The following is a 21,717-nucleotide window of genomic DNA, read 5'->3' as shown; positions in this document are numbered from 1 at the left end:
ATTCCTCACGGTACGCCCGGGGCCCCCGCCCCGCTCACCCCCTCAGCGACCGCCCGAAGCCGGAGGCCAGCGGCATCCGCAGACCCAGCGGCGGGGGAGCGGCGAGGGCGTCCGTCACCGGGCGGGAGTACCGGCCCGAGGCCAGGGCGCCCACGATGAAGTCCACGGCCAGGGCCACCACTTCCGCCTGGTGCTCGCGTAACCGGTGCCCGTCCGAATGCACCTCGAACCGGCAGGTAGAACGATTCGCCTTCTTCGCCCGGGCCGCCAGCCGGAACGAGCCCTCCGGGTCGCTGCGCGCGTCGTTGGTGCCGTGGACGATCAGCACCTGCCGCCCCGACAGCTGTTTCACCGGTTCAGGGGAGTCCGAGCCCGCCGTCTCCTCCAGCGAGGGGGCCATCGCCAGGACGGAGTTGACGGCCTCGTGGCCCGCCGCCCGAAGTGCCGTCAGCCCTCCCGCGTCATAGCCGGCCAGACACACCGGCACGTCCCCGTACCGCCGCCCCACCTCGTCCGCGGCCCACCGCGCCTGCTCCTCCCGGGAGGCCTCGCCGCCGTGCACCACGGTGTGCGCCACCAGCCCGTTCGCCGCACCCGCCCGGCCCAGCGCCCGCGCGAGCGGACGCAGCGGACCGGGGAAGAATCTGGACGCCCCCGGGAGCAGGAGCACCACACCACTGACCGTCGATACCGAGCCGTTCGCGCCGGCCACCCGCCCCAGACGGGCCCCGCGCGCCGGCGGCGCATGCTGTGCCATGGCGGAACAGTCTCAGACCCGGAGGTGTACGCCATCCGTCCGCGCGGTCACTGTTACATATCGGCGGACGCCGTCTGCATGCCGCTCTACGCGCGTAGGAGCTAGAGTGCCCAGATGACGAGCGAGACCCCCACCCTGCCGACCCCGGATCAGATCCGCCGCTCCCCGAAGGTGCTCCTGCACGATCACCTCGACGGCGGCCTGCGCCCCGGGACCATCATCGAGCTGGCCCGCGAGGTCGGCTACGAGAACCTGCCCGAGACCGACGCCGACAAGCTCGGCATCTGGTTCCGCGAAGCCGCCGACTCCGGCTCCCTGCCGCGCTACCTGGAGACCTTCGCACACACCTGCGCGGTCATGCAGACCAAGGAGGCCCTGTACCGGGTCGCCGCGGAGTGCGCCGAGGACCTGGCCGAGGACGGCGTCGTGTACGCCGAGATCCGCTACGCCCCCGAACAGCACCTGGAGAAGGGGCTCACCCTCGAAGAGGTCGTGGAGGCCGTGAACGAGGGCTTCCGCGAGGGCGAGCGCCGCGCGAAGGCCAACGGCCACCGCATCCGCGTCGGCGCCCTGCTCACCGCGATGCGCCACGCCGCCCGCGCGCTGGAGATCGCGGAGCTGGCCAACCGCTACCGCGACCACGGCGTGGTCGGCTTCGACATCGCCGGCGCCGAGGCCGGGTTCCCTCCCACCCGCCACCTCGACGCCTTCGAGTACCTCAAGCGCGAGAACAACCACTTCACCATCCACGCGGGCGAGGCCTTCGGCCTGCCGTCGATCTGGCAGGCCCTGCAGTGGTGCGGCGCCGACCGCCTCGGCCACGGCGTGCGGATCATCGACGACATCGAGGTCGCCGACGACGGCTCCGTGACGCTGGGCCGGCTGGCCTCGTACGTCCGGGACAAGCGCATCCCCCTGGAGATGTGCCCGACCTCGAACCTGCAGACGGCCGCGGCCGCCTCGTACGGCGAGCACCCGATCGGTCTGCTGCGGAAGCTGCACTTCAGGCTCACGGTCAACACCGACAACCGCCTGATGAGCGGCACCAGCATGAGCCGCGAGTTCGAGCACCTGGTCGACGCCTTCGGGTACTCCCTGGACGACATCCAGTGGTTCACCGTCAATGCGATGAAGTCCGCGTTCATTCCTTTCGATGAACGACTGGCCATGATCAACGAGGTCATCAAGCCGGGCTACGCGGAGCTGAAGTCCGAGTGGCTCTTCCAGCAGACCGCCTCCACCAGCGGTTCCGTCCTGGCGTAGGCCATGGCATGACGTACCGAAAGCGCCCGGGAGGAGCAATTCCCGGGCGCTTTCTCGTATTTAAGGATGTTTGCGGCCCGGGGTTTGAAGTGACTAGTTTGCGGAGCCGCCCAATTCCCCGTCGCAAGGACGATTCTTCATGAAGCAGTCAGCTGCCAAGACCCTCGGTGTCGCCGCTCTCGGTGCCGCCTTCGCCGCCGTCGCCGCGGGCACCGCTTCGGCCGCCGTGCCGGCCGTCGGCCTCACCGACACGCTGGGCACCGCCACCACCGCCGTCCAGGGCCTCACCAGCCAGCAGCACATGGGTGCCGAGGAAGGCCAGCAGTCGAGCGACCCGGCAGCCGCGCTCGGCCCGGTGACCGGCCTGCTCGGCGGTCTGCCGACCAGCGGTCTCGGCGCCTGATCCGTACGCGCGTACCCGTGGCGCACGCCCCTTCGAACGGGTGGGCGCCACGGCGCGCCGTATGCCACGATCATCGCCAACTGCCCACCCAGGTAACGGGTATGAGGTCTCGATCATGCGCATGAAGGCACGAGCGACGACGGTCGCGCTGCTCCCCGCCCTGCTGTTCGCGGCGGTGGGATGCAGCAGTACGGACGCCCCCGCGGGCGGCAAGGCCCCGGACCCGAAGGGGTCCCCGGGCACGCCCGCCGCGTCGTCCGCAGCCCCGGCCCCGTCGGGCCCGGCCACGGGGAAGACCGGCGGGAGCAGGCTGGAACGGGCCTCGCTGGAGCAGGGCGACCTGGCGGGCTACCAGATTTCCGCCCAGGGCAAGAACCCCAACGCCCCGGACGGCCAGCCGCAGGCCGACAAGAAGGCCTGCCAGCCGCTCGCCGACATCATGGGCGACGAGCCGGACCCGGCCGCACGCGAGACCGTCAACCGGGGCATCGGCTCCCAGAAGCAGCTCGGACTCGCCGTCTCCGCCTCCGTCAGCTCCTACGCGGAGCAGGACGCCAAGGCGCTGCTCTCCCGGCTCAAGGCCGCCGTGGCCGCCTGCGGCACGGGCTTCTCCGCCACCGTCGAGAAGCAGACCGCCGGCTACCGCGACGTGCGCGCCGCCGACTACCGCACGGCCGGCGACGAGAGCGTCAGCTGGACCATGACCGCGGCCGGCCAGGGGGTCTCCGCCCAGGTCCACCTGGTCGTCGTGCGCCAGGCCGACACCGTCGTGCGGCTGATGGCCCTCAACGTGGCCTCGGGCCAGAAGCAGGTGCAGGTGCCGCAGGAAGTGGCGGACAAGCAACTGGAGAAGATCAAGCGCGCCGCCTGACCCCTCCCCGCATCCGCTACCAGGCGGTGGACGCGGGCTTCTCGTTCGGCAGCAGCAGCCAGAGCGCCAGGTAGATCAGGAACTGCGGACCGGGCAGCAGGCACGAGGCGACGAATATGACGCGCATCGTGTTCGCCGAAATTCCGAAGCGGCGCGCCAGCCCCGCGCACACTCCACCGATCATTCGGCCGTTACGGGGGCGGACAATGGCGCTCATGGGTTCTCCTTCGTCGGGATCGCTGCCGTGCGGATCTGCACCGCCTTGCGATGTCTCAATACTCCCGGGGAACCGCTGACAGAACGTCGGTCCAGGGGCCGAGCCCGACCCTGGTAATTTTCGGGGTCGCCCCCTGATAAGCGGCGCGTGAGCGGCGCCTCCGCGCCCGCAGCGCGGGTACGACGGCCACGTGCGCGAGCAGCACGCCGACGGTGTTCAGCAGCACCGAGTCCACGTCGACGACCTGCCCGGGGGCGGCGGTCTGGAAGATCACGATGCTCGCCGAGACCAGCGCGCCCGCGGCGGCGGTCCGCACCAGCGAGGACCACGCGGACAGCGCCGACGGCGCGAGCCGCCCGCTGACCAGTGGCAACAGCACCCCGAGCGGGGCCAGCAGGGCCAGCCCCTCCCCGACCTTCCGGGCGCCTTCGAGGGGCCCGGCCGCAAAGGCCGCCCTGATCCCCTCCAGCGGGGTCAGATTGGCGGCCGCGGCCCACGGCACGTCGAGGGGGCGGAGGGTCAGCCAGCCGACGACCACGAGGTGCGCGGCCAGCAGGATCCCGGCCAGGAGCCGGAGCCGGAGGGAGACGGCGGGGGCGGTGCCGGTGCTTTCGCCGGCCTCATTGCGCTGCACACCTGCGAGGACGCACCATGCGGCAGCGGCGGTTCCGTCGGTCGTGCGGGCTCGGTGAGGAAGGTACGAGAATCCGACCGGACGCGCCGGAACCGTCGGGCGAACGGGCCGCGGTGGGCCCGGTGGAGGGCTCAGCGGGGGGCTCAGCGGAGCGCGATCAGCACGATCAGCAGGACCGCTCCGGCCACGGCCGGCGCGATGATCTCGTACGACCAGTGCACCCGTACGGAGCCCTGGGCGCCGGCCCGCGAGGCCCCGCGCTCCGCGAGTTCGCTCAGCTCGTCCACGACCTGGTCGGCCCGGGCCCGCTGCGGGGCGGCGGGGGCGGCGGTCTTCTCGTCGGAGGCGTTCAGCCCGCGCCCGCTCAGCCCGCCGCGGCGGCTCAGCTGCTGCCGGCTCGCCCGCTTGCGCTCCCGCAGCGAGACGGGCACGGACCAGAGCTGGAACTTCGACCCCTCGGCCAGCACCTCGGCCGAGTACCCGGCGCGCACGGCGTCCACGGCCGCCCAGGGCAGCTCGATGACCCGGAAGGGGTTGCGCACGCGCATCCGGTCCGCATTGGCGAAGACGGCCGGACGGATCGTGAACGCCACGATCAGGGGGACGGCGAACAGCGCGATGGCGAGGGCGATCCACGGGGTGTTCCCCGTGCCGCGGACCACCGCGTCCCCGCACAGCCAGGCGGTCAGCCCCAGCAGCAGCACCCCGGAGGCCACGGACAGGGGGGAGCGGTAGACCCGGTCCGCGTACACCGGCTCATCAGGGGGCTGCTGGCTGCTCATGCGGTCGATTCTGCCCCACGGCGTCTCAGCTGACGAGATCGGCGTACAGGTTGATGCTGTCGGGCCGGTGGCCGTCCGTGATCCCGCCGATCTCGCCCCCACAGATGATGACGCCCAGCTCGGGGCGGGGGGGGGGTGTCCCCGTGCAACGGAGAGTGGAGGTGTCGATTCCATCCCGATCCGGCCGAATCGGAAGGAGGGGGTGACAGGCTGCTACGCGCGTAGATATGCTCATGTGGTGACCATGCCCACCACCCTCTCCGCATTCGCCGACGTGACGACGTCCGACAGTGCGCTGCGCCGCTTCCTGCACGGGCTGCCCGGCGTAGACCCTGTCGGCCTGGAGGCCCGCGCGGCCTCGCTCGGTACCCGTTCGATCAAGACGACGGCCAAGGCGTACGCCATCGACCTGGCCATCTCGATGATCGACCTGACGACGCTGGAAGGCGCGGACACCCCGGGCAAGGTCCGGGCGCTCTCCGCCAAGGCCGTCAACCCCGACCCGACCGACCGCACGACCCCCATGACGGCCGCCGTCTGCGTCTACCCCGACATGGTGGCCACCGCGAAGGCCGCCCTGAACGGCGCCGACGTCAAGGTCGCCTCCGTCGCCACCGCCTTCCCGGCCGGCCGCGCCGCGCTGCCCGTCAAGCTCGCGGACACCCGTGACGCCGTCGCCGCGGGCGCCGACGAGATCGACATGGTCATCGACCGTGGCGCCTTCCTCGCCGGCCGCTACCTGGAGACGTACGAGCTGATCAAGGCGGTCAAGGAGGCCTGCGTCCGCGAGGACGGCAGCGCCGCCCGCCTGAAGGTCATCTTCGAGACCGGCGAGCTGTCGACCTACGACAACATCCGCCGCGCCTCCTGGATCGGCATGCTCGCGGGCGCCGACTTCATCAAGACGTCGACCGGCAAGGTGGGGGTCAACGCCACCCCGGCGAACACCCTGCTCATGCTCGAGGCCGTACGCGACTTCCGGGCGCAGACTGGAATCCAGATCGGCGTGAAGCCGGCCGGCGGCATCCGTACCACCAAGGACGCGATCAAGTTCCTCGTCCTGGTCAACGAGACCGTGGGCGAGGACTGGATGAGCAACCACTGGTTCCGCTTCGGCGCCTCCAGCCTGCTCAACGACCTGTTGATGCAGCGCCAGAAGCTGAGCACCGGCCGTTACTCCGGTCCCGACTACGTGACGGTGGACTGATCACCATGGCATCCCTCTTCGAGTACGCACCGGCTCCCGAGTCCCGCTCGGTCGTCGACATCGCCCCCTCCTACGGGCTCTTCATCGACGGTGAGTTCACCGACGCCGCCGACGGCAAGGTGTTCAAGACCGTCTCCCCGGCCTCCGAGGAAGTCCTCGCCGAGGTCGCCCAGGCGGGCGCCGCCGACGTGGACCGCGCCGTGAAGGCCGCCCGCAAGGCATTCGAGAAGTGGTCCGCGCTGCCCGGCTCCGAGCGCGCCAAGTACCTCTTCCGCATCGCCCGGATCATCCAGGAGCGCAGCCGCGAGCTGGCCGTCCTGGAGACCCTCGACAACGGCAAGCCGATCAAGGAGACCCGCGACGCGGACCTCCCGCTGGTCGCCGCGCACTTCTTCTACTACGCGGGCTGGGCCGACAAGCTCGACCACGCGGGCTACGGCCCGAACCCCCGCCCGCTGGGCGTGGCCGGCCAGGTCATCCCGTGGAACTTCCCGCTGCTCATGCTCGCGTGGAAGATCGCCCCGGCGCTCGCCACCGGCAACACGGTCGTGCTGAAGCCGGCCGAGACGACCCCCCTCTCCGCGCTGTTCTTCGCGGACATCTGCCGCCAGGCGGGCCTTCCCAAGGGCGTCGTCAACATCCTCACCGGCTACGGCGACGCGGGCGCGGCCCTCGTCGAGCACCCGGACGTCAACAAGGTCGCCTTCACCGGCTCCACGGCCGTGGGCAAGAAGATCGCCCGCCACGTCGCCGGCACCGACAAGAAGGTCACGCTGGAACTGGGCGGCAAGGGCGCCAACATCGTCTTCGACGACGCCCCGATCGACCAGGCCGTCGAGGGCATCGTCAACGGCATCTTCTTCAACCAGGGCCAGGTCTGCTGCGCCGGATCCCGTCTCCTCGTCCAGGAGTCGATCCACGACGAGCTGCTCGACAGCCTGAAGCGACGGCTGTCCACCCTGCGCCTCGGCGACCCGCTCGACAAGAACACCGACATCGGCGCGATCAACTCCGCCGAGCAGCTCGCCCGGATCACCGCGCTCGCGGACACCGGCGAGGCCGAGGGCGCCGAGCGCTGGTCCCCGGCGTGCGAGCTGCCGTCCGCCGGCTACTGGTTCGCCCCGACGCTCTTCACCAACGTCACCCAGGCGCACACCGTCGCCCGCGACGAGATCTTCGGCCCGGTGCTGTCCGTGCTGACCTTCCGCACGCCCGACGAGGCCGTCGCCAAGGCCAACAACAGCCAGTACGGCCTGTCCGCCGGCATCTGGACGGAGAAGGGCAGCCGCATCCTCGCGGTCGCCGACAAGCTCCGCGCGGGCGTCGTCTGGGCCAACACGTTCAACAAGTTCGACCCGACCTCGCCGTTCGGCGGCTACAAGGAGTCCGGCTTCGGCCGCGAGGGCGGTCGCCACGGCCTGGAGGGCTACCTCGCCCCGTCGAACCCGAAGGGTGAGCGCAAGTGAGCACAGTTGAGTCGTCGTCGGCGCGTCTGAGCGTCTTCAAGACCTACAAGCTGTACGTCGGGGGCAAGTTCCCGCGTTCCGAGAGCGGTCGGGTGTACGAGGTGACGGACTCCAAGGGCAACTGGCTGGCCAACGCACCCCTGTCCTCCCGCAAGGACGCCCGTGACGCCGTCGTCGCCGCCCGCAAGGCCTTCGGCGGCTGGTCGGGCGCGACCGCGTACAACCGCGGGCAGATCCTCTACCGCATCGCCGAGATGCTGGAGGGTCGCCGCGACCAGTTCGTCCGCGAGGTCGGCGAGGCGGAGGGCCTGTCCAAGTCGAAGGCCGGCGCCGTCGTCGACGCGGCCGTCGACCGGTGGGTCTGGTACGCGGGCTGGACCGACAAGATCGGCCAGATCACGGGCGGGACCAACCCGGTCGCGGGCCCGTTCTTCAACCTCTCCACCCGCGAGCCGACCGGTGTCGTCACGGTCATCGCCCCGCAGGCCTCGTCCTTCCTGGGCCTGGTCTCCGTGGTCGCCCCGGTGATCGCGACCGGCAACACCGCCGTCGTCATCGCGAGCGAGAAGTCCCCGCTCCCCGCGCTCTCCCTGGGCGAGGTGCTCGCCACCTCCGACCTGCCGGGCGGTGTGGTCAACATCCTGTCCGGCAAGGCCTCCGAGATGGGCCCGCACCTGGCCTCCCACCAGGACGTCAACGCGATCGACCTGGCGGGCGCCGACACGGCGCTGGCCAAGGAGCTGGAGATCGCCGCCGCGGACAACCTCAAGCGCGTCCTGCGTCCACAGCCTGTGGACGACTGGAACGCCGACCCGGGCACGTCGCGCATGACGGCGTTCCTGGAGACCAAGACCGTCTGGCACCCCACGGGGTCGCTGGGCTCCGGCGGATCGTCGTACTAGATCCGCCCCACGGAACCGCCGTACCAGGACCGTCCTCCTGGTACGGCGGCCCGAGACCGGCCCCGGCAGCGTTCCCCCGCCTGCCGGGGCCTTCCCGTGCCCGCCTCACCCCTTGGGGAGCACCGGCCCGAGCAGCGAGGACACCGCGGCGGTCGGCAGCTCGCCCACCGAGGAGCCGCGCGTCAGACTGCCGGTGACCATCTCCGTCCCGACCGAGGGGAAGTCCGCGACCTGGGTGGCGACCCCGTTGTCCAGCGGATCCACACCCGTGTTGGCGAGGGGGTTCACCTTCAGGTTCGCGACGGGGTTCGCGACCCCGGCCAGCGCCGCCGGGACGTCGAGCTCACCGGCCTGCGCCCCGCCGGCGGCCATCGCCAGGGCCGCACCGGCCATCGAGACCGTCAGACCCGCGCTGCGGAGCCGGTTCGGTACGGAAGGGGCTGCGTGACGTGCCATGGGTTCCCGCCCTGAGGTGCCTGGTGCCTGGAGTGGTAATCGTGCGCGCACGCAGCGTAGTCGAGGTGTGATATCGACACCAACCGGCCACCGGGAGGATCCCCTACGCGGGGTAATGCTTCACACTGGTGTCCCGTGAGCTGTTCTTCTCCCCTGCCTACGCGCGTCGTCCTGCTGACCGGCCCCTCGGGCTCCGGCAAGTCCTCGCTGGCCGCCCGCTCGGGCCTGCCGGTGCTGCGCCTGGACGACTTCTACAAGGAGGGCGACGACCCCACCCTCCCGCTGGTCGACGGCAGCTCCGACATCGACTGGGACTCCCCGCAGTCCTGGGACGCGGACGTCGCCGTCGCCGCCGTCGCCGAACTGTGCCGCACCGGCCGCACCGAGGTCCCGGTCTACGACATCGCGACCAGCTCCCGCACCGGCACCGAAACCCTCGACATCTCCCGCACCCCGCTGTTCATAGCGGAGGGCATCTTCGCCGCCGACATCGCCGCCCGCTGCCAGGAACTCGGCCTCCTCGCCGACGCGATCTGCCTGCGCGGCCGGCCGTCCACCACCTTCCGCCGCCGCCTCGCCCGCGACATGCGCGAAGGCCGCAAGTCCCTGCCGTTCCTGCTGCGCAGGGGCTGGCGCCTGATGCGCGCCGAGCGCGGCATCGTGGCCCGGCACACCGCCCTCGGCGCCCACGCCTGCGGCCGCGACGAGGCACTCGGACGCCTCGCGGCCGCAGCCGCAGGCCGCCACCGCTCACCGAGCGCCGCCGCGGCCTGACCCCGGACACATGAAAGCGCGGGACCGATCGGACCCCCGTCCGACCGATCCCGCGCTTGTCCCCCCATGGCCGCCGCCCCACCCCCGCAGGACGGCCCCCCGGCCGTTGGTCTCTCAGGCGACGAGCTCCTCGAAGGACTCCGCCTCGTCGGCGCCGAAGCTCAGCGCCTCGTCCTCGCGCAGACGCCGCAGCGAACGCCAGATGCTCGACTTCACCGTGCCCACGCTGATCCCGAGGATCTCCGCGATCTCCGGGTCCGTGCGGCCCTCGTAGTAGCGCAGCACCAGCATCGTGCGCTGCGGCTCCGGGATCCGGGCCAGCGCCTGCCACAGCACCGCACGCAGCTCCGTACCGCGCATCGCGTCCGTGTCGGAAGCCGTCTCCGGCAGCTCCTCCGTCGGGTACTCGTTCAGCTTGCGCCGACGCCACGCGCTGATGTGCAGGTTCGTCATGGTCCGCCGCAGGTAGCCGCCGACCGCCGCCTTGTCACTGATCCGGTCCCAGGCGCGGTACGTGGAGAACAGCGCGCTCTGCAGCAGGTCCTCGGCCTCGTGGCGGTCGCCGGTGAGGTGGAAGGCCGTCGCGTACAGGGCGGCACGCCGCTCCTGGACGTACGCCGTGAACTCCGCCTCGGACGACGAGGACGGGGTGCGCTGTGCGGGAACCGCTTCGTACTTCTGAGCGTCAATGGCTACGACGTGCGCCGGTCGAGGACGGGCGACCGCCACCGAACGGACACCCGCCCGGCGGTTCACATCGTGCAGCCGCGTGACAACCGCGCTGGTCGTGGTGCTGTGCAGCGTGTTCATCTCGCGCCCCCCGTCGTGGAGTGTGTCTGCTTCGGACCGTCGTGCTCCGTGCGTTGGTAGAAGCCTGCCCCGCCGACTTAACCGGGGTGTCCGTCGACTGTCACAGCACTGTCACAGCGGCCTTCGTGCGGATCGCGTCCTCCTTACGGTCGAACTCCCGACTACCGATGGGACAGAATGAGCCCGTGCCTTTCCTGTTGCTGATCGAGGACGACGACGCCATCCGCACGGCCCTCGAACTCTCCCTGTCACGCCAGGGCCACCGTGTGGCCACCGCGGCGACGGGCGAGGACGGCCTGAAACTGCTGCGCGAGCAGCGGCCGGACCTGATCGTGCTGGACGTCATGCTGCCCGGGATCGACGGCTTCGAGGTGTGCCGGCGGATCCGCCGCACCGACCAGCTGCCGATCATCCTGCTCACCGCGCGCAGCGACGACATCGACGTGGTCGTCGGGCTGGAGTCCGGTGCCGACGACTACGTGGTCAAGCCCGTCCAGGGGCGGGTCCTCGACGCCCGCATCCGCGCCGTGCTGCGCCGCGGCGAACGCGAGTCCAGCGACTCGGCGAGCTTCGGCTCCCTCGTCATCGACCGCGCCGCCATGACCGTGACGAAGAACGGCGAAGACCTCCAGCTCACCCCGACCGAGCTGAGGCTGCTGCTGGAACTCAGCCGCCGGCCCGGACAGGCGCTGTCCCGCCAGCAACTGCTGCGCCTCGTCTGGGAACACGACTACCTCGGCGACTCGCGACTCGTCGACGCCTGCGTGCAGAGGCTGCGCGCCAAGGTCGAGGACGTGCCCTCCTCGCCCACCCTGATCCGCACGGTCCGGGGCGTCGGCTACCGCCTGGACTCCCCGCAGTGATCCGCGCGCTGCTCGCGGGCCGGCGCTGGACCAGCCTGCGGCTGCGGCTCCTCATCGTCTTCGCGCTGGTCGCACTGACCGCCGCGGTCTCCGCCTCCGGGATCGCGTACTGGCTCAACCGCGAAGCGGTCCTCACCCGTACCCAGGACGCCGCCCTCGGCGACTTCCGGCGGGAGATGCAGGACAGGGCCGCGGCCCTGCCCGCGGACCCCACGGCGGACGAGCTCCAGCGCACCGCGGAACTCATGGCGGGCAAGAGCCCCGGCTACAGCGTGCTGCTGGTCGACGAGACCAGGGACCACGGCCAGGTCGTCGGCACCGGCGGCTCCGACTCCTTCGGGCTGGCCGACGTACCGAAGTCCCTCCAGCGCGCGGTGAACGACCGTCAGAAGACCACCTCGGCCAACGACGCCGAGTACCACATGTACTGGCAGCGCACGAAGCCCAACGGCAATCCCTACCTGGTCGGCGGGACGCGGATCGTGGGCGGCGGGCCGACCGGCTACATGTACAAGTCGCTCGCGCAGGAACGGGACGACCTCAACGCGCTCGCCTGGTCCCTGACCATCGCGACGGGCCTCGCCCTGCTCGGCTCCGCGCTGCTCGCACAGGCCGCGGCCCGGACCGTGCTCAAGCCCGTACAGCGGCTCGGCGACGCGGCCCGGCGGCTCGGCGAGGGCGAACTCGACCACCGGCTCGACGTGCGGGGCACGGACGAACTCGCCGACCTCTCCCACACCTTCAACAAGACGGCGGAGGCGCTGGAGAAGAAGGTCGCCGACATGAGCGCGCGCGAGGAGGCGAGCAGGCGCTTCGTCGCGGACATGTCCCACGAACTGCGCACGCCGCTCACCGCGCTCACCGCGGTGGCCGAGGTGCTGGAGGAGGAGGTCGACGACCTCGACCCGATGATCGCGCCGGCCGTGGCGCTGGTCGTCAGCGAGACGCGCCGCCTCAACGACCTGGTGGAGAACCTGATGGAGGTCACCCGCTTCGACGCGGGAACGGCCAAGCTGGTGCTGGACGACGTCAACGTCGCCGACCAGGTCACCGCGTGCATCGACGCGCGGGCCTGGCTCGACGCGGTCGAACTCGACGCCGGACGCGACATCGTGGCCCGCCTCGACCCGCGCCGCCTCGACGTGATCCTCGCCAACCTCATCGGCAACGCGCTCAAGCACGGCGGCTCGCCGGTGCGGGTGTCGGTGTCGGTGGAGGAGGAGTGGCTGGTCATCGCCGTCCAGGACAACGGCCCGGGCATCCCGGAGGACGTCCTGCCGCACGTCTTCGACCGTTTCTACAAGGCGAGCGCGTCCCGCCCGAAGTCGGACGGCAGCGGCCTCGGACTGTCGATCGCCATGGAGAACGCACACATTCACGGCGGCGACATCACCGCCGCCAACGTGCCCGGAGGCGGTGCGCTGTTCACACTGCGGCTGCCCGTCGACGTGGGGAAGGTACTGGCGGGTGAGCAGGATGCGTAGGACGCTGCCGGTGACTTCGGCCCTGCTCGTCGCCCTCGTCGCCGCTTCGGCGACGGGGTGCGGGATCAGGGCGACGACCGTGCCGGTCGACGTCGGCGCGGCGCCCTCCCGGGTGTCCTGCGACACCCCGGCGCAGCCGAGCGGGCAGAGCGGGGTACAAGGCTTCCGCGCCACGGTGGAACTGGTCTGCGGATCGCAGCTGGTCGGCGTGGAACGGGTCGTCCCGGTGCCCGAGAAGCGGGGGGCGCTGAAGGACCCCGTGGCACTCGTCGCGCAGGCGCTGCTGGAGGCACTGGAGAAGCCGCTGTCCGCCCAGGAACGGGACGCCGGCTTCACGACCGGGGTCCCGGACGAACTCATGGCCACCGCGCCGCGCCCGGGCGACCCGGCGGGCACGGTACGGCTGAGCCGCAAGCCGGAGGACCTCCCGCCGGTCGCGCTGTCCCAGCTGGTGTGCACGCTGGCGGGCAACGAGACGATCTCCGCGGGCCCGGGCCGACCGGTCACCCTGGGCGGCCCGGACGCCGATCCGCCGCGCACATGGGAATGCACGGAAGCCGTCCGCTCCCGCCCCGAGTCGGTCCCGACCCTGGGCGAAATCGCCCGCCCGTCGGGCACGGCGGGGGCTACGGCGAAGTGAGGGGGAGGGGCTCGTGGCGCGGGCGCGCCATCACCCCCTCGACCACCCGGGCGCATCCGGCGCCTGCCCACCCGCCCCCGGGCGCGGGCCCGTTGCACGCCGTCCCACGGCGCGGCGCCGCCTGAACCCGTCGGGGCACCGGAGCAGGGGGTACCACCGGGACGGAGGAGAACAGCGGAACAGCCGGCCGGCACCCAGGAGACCGGACCTGCGCCGGCCGGAATCAGAGAGGGCTTGGGGCTTTCCCGTCAGTCCCATAGTCCTTCCGTGTCGGGCCGGCCTGTCAAGGGCGCTCCTCCTTCGTCGTCGCGTCGCTTCGCGATCGCCTACGGCGACCCTTGACAGGCCGTCCCGCCCCGGAAAGACAAGGACTGCCGGGAAACCCCCAAAAGAACGGGCCGGGGGAGACGACGACAAACGGCCATGTCAGCGATGTCCAGCCCTGCTTCGCCGGGCGCATCAAATCGCTACGCGCTCCTCATTTCTCGGCGTCTGCGGCCCGTCTGGGGCTGGTCTCGCCCCAGATCGCTACGCGCTCCTCGATAACAGCGTCCGACGGCAGTCTGGGGCTGGTCATAGGCCGCCCAAGGGCCCGGTTTCCTCCTCCATGACCGCGTCCGACGGCCGTCGAGAGGAGAAAAGTGACCAGACAGCGGCTATGTCGAGGTGTACTCACGTCAGAGCCGGTCGGCGACCAAAAAGGCTGGCGTTATGCCCTAATTGGGATGTTATGGGTGTGGGTTGGTGGGGACGGTCTCGTCCTGACACGACTACACCTCGGCCAGGGCGAGCATGTGCCCCTTTGGGCCCCTGATCGGCGCCATTTCGTGGTCTCTCAGCCCCGGACGGGGGTCAGCCGCCATGATCGAGGAGCGCGTAGCGATCGATGGCGGCTTATGACCAGCCCCAGACGGGCCGCAGACGCCGAGACGGAGAAGCGCGTAGCGATCTGCCGCGCCACGCCGGAGCGGGGCCGAGCATCGCCGATACGGCTGGTTGTTTGCCTTCCGCCCGGCCCGTTCTTTTGGGGGTTTCCCGGCAGTCCTTGTCTTTCCGTGTCGGGACGGCCTGTCAAGGGTCGCCGTAGGCGATCGCGAAGCGACGCGACGACGAAGGAGGAGCGCCCTTGACAGGCCGTTTCGACACGGAAGGACTATGGGACTGACGGGAAATCCCCAAGACTTCTCTGATTCCGGGCAGGGCAGGTCCCGCCCACCCCCGACCCCCCGCGCCCGGGGGTGGGTGGGCAGTCGCCGAGTGCGCTCGGGGGGTCGAGGGGGTGATGGCGCGCCCGCGCCGGGAGCTGCGTACCCCCCGGACACGCCGACGGCCCCCCGGGCCGTTGGCTCGGGGGGCCGTCGCAGTCGCAGCAGTCGCAGCCGTCGCGCGCGCCGCACGCGTACCGCGGGCGGGCGGTCAGATGCCTGCTGCGGCCGCCAGGTCCTTCTTGATGGCGTCCAGGACTTCCTGGCCCCGCGTGCGGGACGGGGCGAGGTCGGAGGCCTCGGGGACCGGGACCACCACCTCCAGGTAGCACTTCAGCTTCGGCTCCGTGCCCGACGGGCGGACGATCACGCGGGCCTTGTAGTCGCCGTCGAGGTAGTAGCGCAGGCCGTCCGTCGGCGGGAGGGCGGGCGAGCCCACCGCGAGGTCCTCCGCCGAGACGACCCGCAGCCCCGCCAGGGACGTCGGCGGCTCCGCGCGCAGCGCCGCCATCGCCGAGGCGATGACCGAGAGGTCCGAGACGCGGACGGACAGCTGGTCGGTGGCGTGCAGGCCGTGGGCCATCGCCAGGTCGTCCAGCAGGTCGGTCAGGGTGCGGCCCTGCTCCTTGAGCTCCGAGGCGAGCTCGGCGACGAGCAGCGCGGCGGTGATGCCGTCCTTGTCGCGGACGCCCTCGGGGTCCACGCAGTAGCCGAGCGCCTCCTCGTAGCCGTAGCGCAGGCCCTCCACGCGGGAGATCCACTTGAAGCCCGTGAGGGTCTCCTCGTACGGCAGGCCCGCGGCCTCCGCGATCCGGCCGAGGAGGGAGGAGGAGACGATCGATTCCGCGAACGTGCCCTGCGCCCCCTTGTGGACCAGGTGCGCGGCCAGCAGCGCGCCGACCTCGTCGCCGCGCAGCATGCGCCAGCCGCCGTTGTCGGGCACGGCCACCGCGCAGCGGTCCGCGTCCGGGTCGTTGGCGATCACGATGTCCGGGTTGACCTCGGCGGCCTTCGCGAAGGCCAGGTCCATCGCGCCCGGCTCCTCCGGGTTGGGGAAGGCGACGGTCGGGAAGGCCGGGTCGGGCTCGGCCTGCTCGGCCACGAGGACCGGGTCCGGGAAGCCGGCCCGGGCGAAGGCCGCGAGGACGACCTCCTTGCCGACGCCGTGCATGGCCGTGTAGACGGTCCGCACGCCCCGGGGGGAGCCGGGGGTCAGGACGGCGTCCGTACGGGCCAGGTAGGCCTCCAGGACCTCTTCGTCGAGCTGCAGCCAGCCGTCCTTGGGACGGTCGACCGAGTCGAGCGTCGTCACGCGGGCGATGTGGCCCGCGATCTCGGCGTCCGCGGGGGAGACGATCTGCGAGCCGTCGCCGAGGTAGACCTTGTAGCCGTTGTCCCGGGGCGGGTTGTGGCTCGCGGTGACCTCGACGCCGGCGACGGCGCCCAGGTGCCTTATGGCGTACGCGAGGACGGGCGTCGGCAGCGGTCGGGGCAGGATGGCCGCACGCAGCCCGGCGCCGGTCATCACGGCCGCGGTGTCGCGGGCGAAGTCCTCGGACTTGTAGCGGGCGTCGTAGCCGACGACGACGAGACCGCCGTCGTGGCCCTGGGCCTTCAGGTAGGCCGCGAGGCCCGCCGCGGCCCGGATGACCACCGAGCGGTTCATCCGCATCGGGCCCGCGCCGATCTCACCGCGCAGCCCGGCCGTGCCGAACTGCAGGGTGCCGGAGAACCGGTCCGCGAGCTCCGCGGTGTCGCCCGCCTCGATGAGCGCGGCGAGCTCGGCCGCGGTCTCCGGGTCGGGGTCCTCCGCCAGCCAGGCCTGGGCCCGGGTGATCAGGTCGTCCTGTTCCTGCACTGCTTCCGCCTTACCTCTCGTGACCTTCCGTGGCCTGCCTCGTACGTCGACCAGTCGATCAGATACGGGCGAGGACCTGCGTGAGGAGCGTGCCCATGCGGGCGGCCGAGTCGCGGCCGGCCTGGAGGACCTCTTCGTGGTTGAGGGGCTCGCCGGACAGGCCCGCCGCCAGGTTGGTGACCAGGGAGATGCCGAGCACCTCGGCGCCGGCCTCACGGGCGGCGATGGCCTCCAGCACGGTGGACATGCCGACCAGGTCGGCGCCCATCACGCGGATCATGTTGATCTCGGCCGGGGTCTCGTAGTGCGGGCCGGGGAACTGGACGTAGACGCCCTCTTCGAGGGTCTCGTCGATCTCCTTGCACATCGCGCGCAGGCGGGGCGAGTAGAGGTCGGTGAGGTCCACGAAGTTCGCGCCGACGATCGGCGAGGTGGCCGTGAGGTTGAGGTGGTCGCTGATCAGGACCGGCTGGCCGGGCTTCATGCCCTCGCGCAGACCGCCGCAGCCGTTGGTCAGGACGATGGTCTTGCAGCCGGCCGCGACGGCCGTGCGGACGCCGTGGGCGACGGCGGCGACGCCGCGGCCCTCGTAGTAGTGGGTCCGGCCGAGGAAGAGCAGCGCGCGCTTGTCGCCGATCTTGTACGAGCGGATCTTGCCGCCGTGGCCCTCGACGGCGGGCGGCGGGAAGCCGGGCAGCTCGGTGACCGGGAATTCGGCCTCGGGCGCGCCCAGCGCCTCGGCGGCGGGGGCCCAGCCGGAGCCCATGACGAGGGCGACATCGTGGGATTCGACGCCGGTGAGCTCGCTCAGGCGGGCGGCGGCGGCGTCGGCGGCGGCGTAGGGATCGGTAACAGATGCGTTCACGCGGACGAGCGTAGCTCCTTCCGGCCTACGCGCGTAGATGGCACAGCTCACGGTGTTCGGATCGTTGCCTTGTCGTTTCCGCCGAATCGTCCCCGAACGGCCCTGCGGGCCTGGTCAGGCGGGGGGAGGGGTGGGAAGGGGCGTCAGCAGGGGCGCTTGCGGAGTTCCATCACATAGTCGTGCGGGGCGCCGGCGGACTCGGCCGCGTCGGCGATCTCGCCCAGGTAGCGGGCGGAGGGCAGGCCGCCCTCGTAGCCGTTGAGGACGTAGCACCAGGCCGCCTCCTCGCCGTCCAGCGTGTGGACGCGGATGCGCATGCGGCGGTAGATGTCGAGGCCGACGCCCTCCCAGCGGTCCATCGAGTCCTCGTCCAGGGGCGCGATGTCGTACAGGGCGACGAAGACCTGGTGCCGTGGCGCCTCCACGATGGTGGCGAGAGCACCCTCCCAGCCCATCTGCTCGCCGCCGAAGGTCAGCCGCCAGTCGTTGATCCAGCCCGTGCCGCGCAGCGGCGAATGCGGGGCGCGGCGCGTCATCAGCCGCGGGTCGAGGTTGCCGGCGTACGCGGCGTAGAGCGACATGCGTCCGAGGGTACGGGAGGGGTGCCGGTGCACGCGTTCCGGCTGCCGTCCCGGCCCGGGTACCCCCGGACGGAGTCCCGGCGAGGGACCGGGCGCGAAGCACCTTGATGAGTGCGGGACAATGGGGCACGGAATGCATCCCCCGGGGAGACCCCCCGGAACACCGGCCGGGGCGGCAGCCGGCCGGGTAGACGTGAGGCGGACTTTTCGTGACCCGGATCGTGATCATCGGCGGCGGACCCGGCGGGTATGAGGCAGCCCTGGTGGGCGCCCAGCTCGGTGCGGAGGTGACCGTCGTCGACTGCGACGGTCTCGGCGGGGCGTCGGTACTGACCGACTGCGTGCCCTCCAAGACGCTCATCGCGACCGCCGAGGTCATGACGACCTTCGACTCGTCGTACGAAGAGCTCGGCATCGTCGTCGCGGACGACACCCCGCCGCTGGAGCAGGCCGCGCGGGTCGTCGGCGTCGACCTCGGCAAGGTGAACCGGCGCGTCAAGCGCCTCGCGCTCGCCCAGTCCCACGACATCACCGCCTCGGTCACCCGGGCCGGAGCCCGCGTCATCCGCGGCCGCGGCAAGCTCGGCGGTCCGCAGGGCATCGACGGCACGCGCGACGTCATCGTCACCGCCGCCGACGGCACCGAGACGATCCTGACCGCCGACGCGGTGCTGATCGCGACCGGCGGCACCCCGCGCGAGATCCCGGACGCGATGCCCGACGGGGAGCGCATCCTGAACTGGACACAGGTCTACGACCTGGAGGAGCTCCCCGAGGAGCTCATCGTGGTCGGCTCCGGCGTCACCGGCGCCGAGTTCGCCGGCGCGTACCAGGCCCTCGGCTCCCGCGTGACCCTGGTGTCCTCCCGCGACCGCGTGCTGCCGGGCGAGGACCCCGACGCGGCCGCCGTCCTGGAGGACGTCTTCCGCCGCCGCGGCATGAACGTCGTGGGGCGCTCCCGCGCCGAGTCCGCCAAGCGGGTGGGCGACCGGGTGGAGGTCACGCTCTCGGACGGCCGCGTGCTGACCGGTACGCACTGCCTGATGGCCGTCGGCGCGATCCCGAACACCAAGGACATGAACCTGGAGGAGTCCGGGGTCCGGCTCAAGGAGTCCGGGCACATCTGGACCGACAAGGTGTCCCGCACCTCCTCGCCGGGCGTGTACGCGGCCGGCGACGTCACCGGGATCTTCGCGCTCGCGTCGGTGGCGGCGATGCAGGGCCGCATCGCGATGTACCACTTCCTCGGCGACGCGGTGGCCCCGCTGAACCTGAAGACGGTCTCCTCGAACGTCTTCACCGACCCCGAGATCGCCACCGTCGGCTACACCCAGGCGGACGTGGACGCCGGCAAGATCGACGCCCGCGTGGTCAAGCTCCCGCTGCTGCGCAACCCGCGCGCGAAGATGCAGGGCATCCGGGACGGCTTCGTGAAGCTGTTCTGCCGTCCGGGCACCGGGATCGTGGTGGGCGGCGTGGTCGTCTCCCCGCGAGCGAGCGAGCTGATCCACCCGATCTCGATCGCGGTCGACAACAACCTGACGGTCGAGCAGATCGCAAACGCGTTCACCGTGTACCCCTCGCTGTCCGGATCGATCGCCGAGGTGGCCCGCCAGCTCCACACGCGGAAGGCCGCCGGAGAGGCCTGATCCGCCCCAACCGCCGCATACCGCAAGGGATTTGAGGGCGGGGCGCAGTGGTGTGGCCGGACGTTCACCCAAGTCTCGGGCTGCGTATACCACTAGTCGCCCCGCCATATGGACAACTTCGGTATTCCGGCGCAAGGAGCTGAAACCAGACGGTCGTTGGGGTTACTGTCAGTTTCGTGTTCGCTGCAGAACGTCGCCAATTGATCCTCGAAATGGTGCGGGCCAACGGAGCGGTTTCGCTCCGGGAGCTCGCCCGCGTCGTCCAGACCTCCGAAGTGACCGTACGGCGGGACGTGCGGGCACTGGAGGCAGAAGGACTCCTCGACCGCCGGCACGGCGGTGCGGTGCTGCCGGGGGGTTTCACCCGTGAATCCGGCTTCCCGCAAAAGTCCCACCTCGCGACGGCGGAGAAGACCGCCATCGCCGATGTCGCCGCCTCCCTCGTCGAAGAGGGCGAGGCCGTCGTCGTCGGCGCGGGCACCACGACCCAGGAGCTGGCCCGCCGGCTCGCCCGGGTGCCCGGACTGACCGTCGTGACCAACTCGCTGCTCGTCGCCCAGGCGCTGGCCCATGCCAACCGGGTGGAGGTCGTCATGACCGGCGGCACCCTGCGCGGCTCCAACTACGCCCTCGTGGGCAGCGGTGCCGAGCAGTCCTTGCAGGGCCTGCGGGTCTCCCGGGCCTTCCTCTCGGGCAGCGGCCTGACGGCCGAGCGCGGCCTGTCGACGTCCAACATGCTCTCCGCGAGCGTGGACCGGGCGCTGGTGCAGGCGGCGGCGGAGGTGGTCGTCCTGGCCGACCACACGAAGCTCGGCACCGACACCATGTTCCAGACCGTGCCGACGGACGTCATGACGCGGCTGGTGACGGACGAGCCGCCGCCGCACGACGACCGGGCCGCCACGGAGCTGCAGGCGCTGGCGGACCAGGGCGTGCAGATCACCGTGGCCGGTGCGTCCGCTGCGGGCGCCGTGGACGGCATGCCGAGCCGCCGGCCGCGCCGGGAGTCGCCCCTGCCGGTCCAGCGGCGGGGCGGCCCGACGGCCCAGCTCCGCACGGCGGGCCTGATCCCGGACCCCCAGCCGGGGGAGCGGGCGCGGGTCGCGGACATGCGGCGCCGCTAGCCGCGGTGCGACCGGGCCCGGATCGCGGGTGCGGCGCCGCCGCCGGGGCTCCGGCCCGGACCCCGCGCCTCGAACGCGGGCGAGGCTGGTTTTGCCCCGGGCCGGGTCTGTAACGCGCTCGGCAGGGCTGGACGTGCTCGGCCGGCGGATTTGCCCTGCGGGGGCGGATCCGGCCGCGCAGGGGTGCATTCCAGCCCCGCCGGCGTTTGAGGCGCGGGGGTGCGGGGGTGGAGCCCCCGGGGCGGTGGCGCGCCTGCGTACGGCGGTGTCCGCACACGGGTGAGGCCCGGCACCCCAGAAGGGGTGCCGGGCCTCACCCGCGGGTCAAGGACGTCAGTCCTTGATCTCGCAGATCGTCGCGCCGGACGTCAGGCTCGCGCCCACCTCGGCCGTCAGGCCGACGATGGTGCCCGCGCGGTGCGCGTTCAGCGGCTGCTCCATCTTCATGGCCTCGAGTACGACGATCAGCTCGCCTTCCTCGACGCGCTGGCCCTCCTCGACCGCGACCTTGACGATCGTGCCCTGCATCGGGGAGGCGAGGGTGTCGCCGGAGGCGGCGGGGCCGGACTTCTTGGCCGCGCGGCGCTTCGGCTTCGCGCCGCCCGCGGCGGCCGTGCGGGCCAGGGTCATGCCCAGGGAAGACGGCAGGGAGACCTCGAGGCGCTTGCCGCCGACCTCGACGACCACCGTCTCGCGGCCCGGCTCGTCCTCGGTGTCGTCCGCGGCCGGGGCCGCGAACGCCGGGATCTCGTTGACGAACTCGGTCTCGATCCAGCGGGTGTAGACCGTGAACGGGTTGCCGTCGGTGGGCGCGAACGCGGGGTCGGTGACGACCGCGCGGTGGAAGGGGATGGCGGTGGCCATGCCCTCGACCTCGAACTCCGCCAGCGCACGCGCGGCGCGCTG

At 71.6% G+C, this 21,717-nt stretch carries 22 protein-coding genes; 12 read left to right on the top strand and 10 right to left on the bottom strand.

Annotation, left to right across the window (positions count from 1 at the left end; translation table 11 throughout):
* Nucleotides 1-34: 34 nt before the first annotated feature.
* A complete protein-coding gene (locus ACIGFK_RS31425) occupies nt 35-757 on the bottom strand; it encodes an alpha/beta hydrolase (RefSeq protein ID WP_400054537.1) in 723 nt (240 codons plus the stop codon).
* Nucleotides 758-871: 114 nt separating this feature from the next.
* Between ACIGFK_RS31425 and ACIGFK_RS31420 the strand changes: the two genes are divergently transcribed.
* From ACIGFK_RS31420 to ACIGFK_RS31410, 3 genes are all read left to right on the top strand, one after another.
* Entirely contained in the window at nt 872-2,020 is a 1,149-nt protein-coding gene (locus ACIGFK_RS31420; RefSeq protein ID WP_385127484.1) for an adenosine deaminase, read from the top strand.
* Nucleotides 2,021-2,159: 139 nt separating this feature from the next.
* Nucleotides 2,160-2,423, top strand: coding sequence for a hypothetical protein (locus ACIGFK_RS31415; protein WP_376657552.1), 264 nt, complete (start codon nt 2,160-2,162; stop codon nt 2,421-2,423).
* A gap of 121 nt (nt 2,424-2,544) precedes the next feature.
* On the top strand, nt 2,545-3,294 hold the full coding sequence (locus ACIGFK_RS31410; protein WP_400054535.1) for a hypothetical protein: 750 nt from the start codon (nt 2,545-2,547) through the stop codon (nt 3,292-3,294).
* 16 nt (nt 3,295-3,310) lie between these two features.
* Here ACIGFK_RS31410 and ACIGFK_RS31405 read toward each other — a convergent pair whose 3' ends face one another.
* The 3 genes from ACIGFK_RS31405 to ACIGFK_RS31395 form a co-directional block, all read right to left on the bottom strand.
* Nucleotides 3,311-3,511, bottom strand: a complete 201-nt coding sequence (locus ACIGFK_RS31405) for a PspC domain-containing protein (protein ID WP_376657550.1) — start codon at nt 3,509-3,511, stop codon at nt 3,311-3,313.
* A gap of 55 nt (nt 3,512-3,566) precedes the next feature.
* On the bottom strand, nt 3,567-4,145 hold the full coding sequence (locus tag ACIGFK_RS31400) for a VanZ family protein (RefSeq protein ID WP_376657549.1): 579 nt from the start codon (nt 4,143-4,145) through the stop codon (nt 3,567-3,569).
* Nucleotides 4,146-4,288: 143 nt separating this feature from the next.
* Complete coding sequence (locus tag ACIGFK_RS31395) at nt 4,289-4,927, bottom strand: PH domain-containing protein (RefSeq protein WP_376657548.1); 639 nt, start codon at nt 4,925-4,927, stop codon at nt 4,289-4,291.
* A 244-nt stretch (nt 4,928-5,171) separates the two neighbouring features.
* Here ACIGFK_RS31395 and deoC point away from each other — a divergent pair, with 244 nt between their 5' ends.
* From deoC to ACIGFK_RS31380, 3 genes are read left to right on the top strand one after another with little or no spacing between them, the layout of a single operon-like run.
* Nucleotides 5,172-6,134 (top strand): deoxyribose-phosphate aldolase, encoded by a 963-nt coding sequence (deoC, locus tag ACIGFK_RS31390; RefSeq protein ID WP_400054597.1) that lies wholly within the window; start codon nt 5,172-5,174, stop codon nt 6,132-6,134.
* 5 nt (nt 6,135-6,139) lie between these two features.
* Nucleotides 6,140-7,600 (top strand): aldehyde dehydrogenase family protein, encoded by a 1,461-nt coding sequence (locus tag ACIGFK_RS31385; RefSeq protein ID WP_376657547.1) that lies wholly within the window; start codon nt 6,140-6,142, stop codon nt 7,598-7,600.
* Nucleotides 7,597-8,502, top strand: a complete 906-nt coding sequence (locus tag ACIGFK_RS31380; protein ID WP_400054532.1) for an aldehyde dehydrogenase family protein — start codon at nt 7,597-7,599, stop codon at nt 8,500-8,502. The genes ACIGFK_RS31385 and ACIGFK_RS31380 overlap by 4 nt, the downstream gene beginning before the upstream one ends.
* Nucleotides 8,503-8,607: 105 nt before the next feature.
* Here the strand turns inward: ACIGFK_RS31380 and ACIGFK_RS31375 are convergent, their stop codons facing one another.
* Nucleotides 8,608-8,958, bottom strand: a complete 351-nt coding sequence (locus ACIGFK_RS31375; protein ID WP_376657545.1) for a hypothetical protein — start codon at nt 8,956-8,958, stop codon at nt 8,608-8,610.
* A gap of 72 nt (nt 8,959-9,030) precedes the next feature.
* Here ACIGFK_RS31375 and ACIGFK_RS31370 point away from each other — a divergent pair, with 72 nt between their 5' ends.
* Nucleotides 9,031-9,732, top strand: a complete 702-nt coding sequence (locus tag ACIGFK_RS31370; RefSeq protein WP_376657576.1) for a uridine kinase — start codon at nt 9,031-9,033, stop codon at nt 9,730-9,732.
* 114 nt (nt 9,733-9,846) lie between these two features.
* Here the strand turns inward: ACIGFK_RS31370 and ACIGFK_RS31365 are convergent, their stop codons facing one another.
* Nucleotides 9,847-10,542 (bottom strand): SigE family RNA polymerase sigma factor, encoded by a 696-nt coding sequence (locus tag ACIGFK_RS31365; RefSeq protein ID WP_386467470.1) that lies wholly within the window; start codon nt 10,540-10,542, stop codon nt 9,847-9,849.
* A 185-nt stretch (nt 10,543-10,727) separates the two neighbouring features.
* Between ACIGFK_RS31365 and afsQ1 the strand changes: the two genes are divergently transcribed.
* The 3 genes from afsQ1 to ACIGFK_RS31350 are packed head-to-tail and all read left to right on the top strand — an operon-like array spanning nt 10,728 to nt 13,529.
* Nucleotides 10,728-11,405, top strand: coding sequence for a two-component system response regulator AfsQ1 (afsQ1, locus tag ACIGFK_RS31360; protein ID WP_063754818.1), 678 nt, complete (start codon nt 10,728-10,730; stop codon nt 11,403-11,405).
* Nucleotides 11,402-12,889, top strand: coding sequence for an ATP-binding protein (locus ACIGFK_RS31355; protein WP_376657543.1), 1,488 nt, complete (start codon nt 11,402-11,404; stop codon nt 12,887-12,889). Before afsQ1 ends, ACIGFK_RS31355 begins: the two co-directional genes overlap by 4 nt.
* Nucleotides 12,882-13,529: a hypothetical protein gene (locus ACIGFK_RS31350; RefSeq protein ID WP_376657575.1), complete on the top strand. Its 648-nt coding sequence runs from the start codon at nt 12,882-12,884 to the stop codon at nt 13,527-13,529. Before ACIGFK_RS31355 ends, ACIGFK_RS31350 begins: the two co-directional genes overlap by 8 nt.
* A gap of 1,416 nt (nt 13,530-14,945) precedes the next feature.
* Here the strand turns inward: ACIGFK_RS31350 and ACIGFK_RS31345 are convergent.
* The 3 genes from ACIGFK_RS31345 to ACIGFK_RS31335 form a co-directional block, all read right to left on the bottom strand.
* Nucleotides 14,946-16,592 carry a phospho-sugar mutase gene (locus ACIGFK_RS31345; protein WP_376662089.1) on the bottom strand — a complete coding sequence of 549 codons (1,647 nt, stop codon included), beginning with the start codon at nt 16,590-16,592 and terminating at the stop codon, nt 14,946-14,948.
* A 58-nt stretch (nt 16,593-16,650) separates the two neighbouring features.
* Nucleotides 16,651-17,457, bottom strand: coding sequence for a purine-nucleoside phosphorylase (locus ACIGFK_RS31340; protein WP_376662090.1), 807 nt, complete (start codon nt 17,455-17,457; stop codon nt 16,651-16,653).
* Nucleotides 17,458-17,600: 143 nt separating this feature from the next.
* On the bottom strand, nt 17,601-18,038 hold the full coding sequence (locus ACIGFK_RS31335; protein WP_053786320.1) for a gamma-glutamylcyclotransferase: 438 nt from the start codon (nt 18,036-18,038) through the stop codon (nt 17,601-17,603).
* A gap of 209 nt (nt 18,039-18,247) precedes the next feature.
* Here ACIGFK_RS31335 and ACIGFK_RS31330 point away from each other — a divergent pair, with 209 nt between their 5' ends.
* Both ACIGFK_RS31330 and ACIGFK_RS31325 read left to right on the top strand, forming a co-directional pair.
* On the top strand, nt 18,248-19,687 hold the full coding sequence (locus ACIGFK_RS31330; protein ID WP_376662091.1) for an NAD(P)H-quinone dehydrogenase: 1,440 nt from the start codon (nt 18,248-18,250) through the stop codon (nt 19,685-19,687).
* Between the two features lie 176 nt (nt 19,688-19,863).
* Complete coding sequence (locus tag ACIGFK_RS31325) at nt 19,864-20,811, top strand: DeoR/GlpR family DNA-binding transcription regulator (RefSeq protein ID WP_376662092.1); 948 nt, start codon at nt 19,864-19,866, stop codon at nt 20,809-20,811.
* Nucleotides 20,812-21,144: 333 nt separating this feature from the next.
* Here the strand turns inward: ACIGFK_RS31325 and ACIGFK_RS31320 are convergent.
* A partial coding sequence (locus ACIGFK_RS31320; protein ID WP_386473747.1) for a biotin/lipoyl-containing protein occupies nt 21,145-21,717 on the bottom strand: 573 nt, incomplete at its 5' end.

Source organism: Streptomyces sp. NPDC085524, assembly GCF_044541755.1.
Lineage (GTDB): Bacteria > Actinomycetota > Actinomycetes > Streptomycetales > Streptomycetaceae > Streptomyces.
Note: the sequence above shows the minus strand (reverse complement) of the source record. Positions and strands in the feature narration are given on the sequence as shown.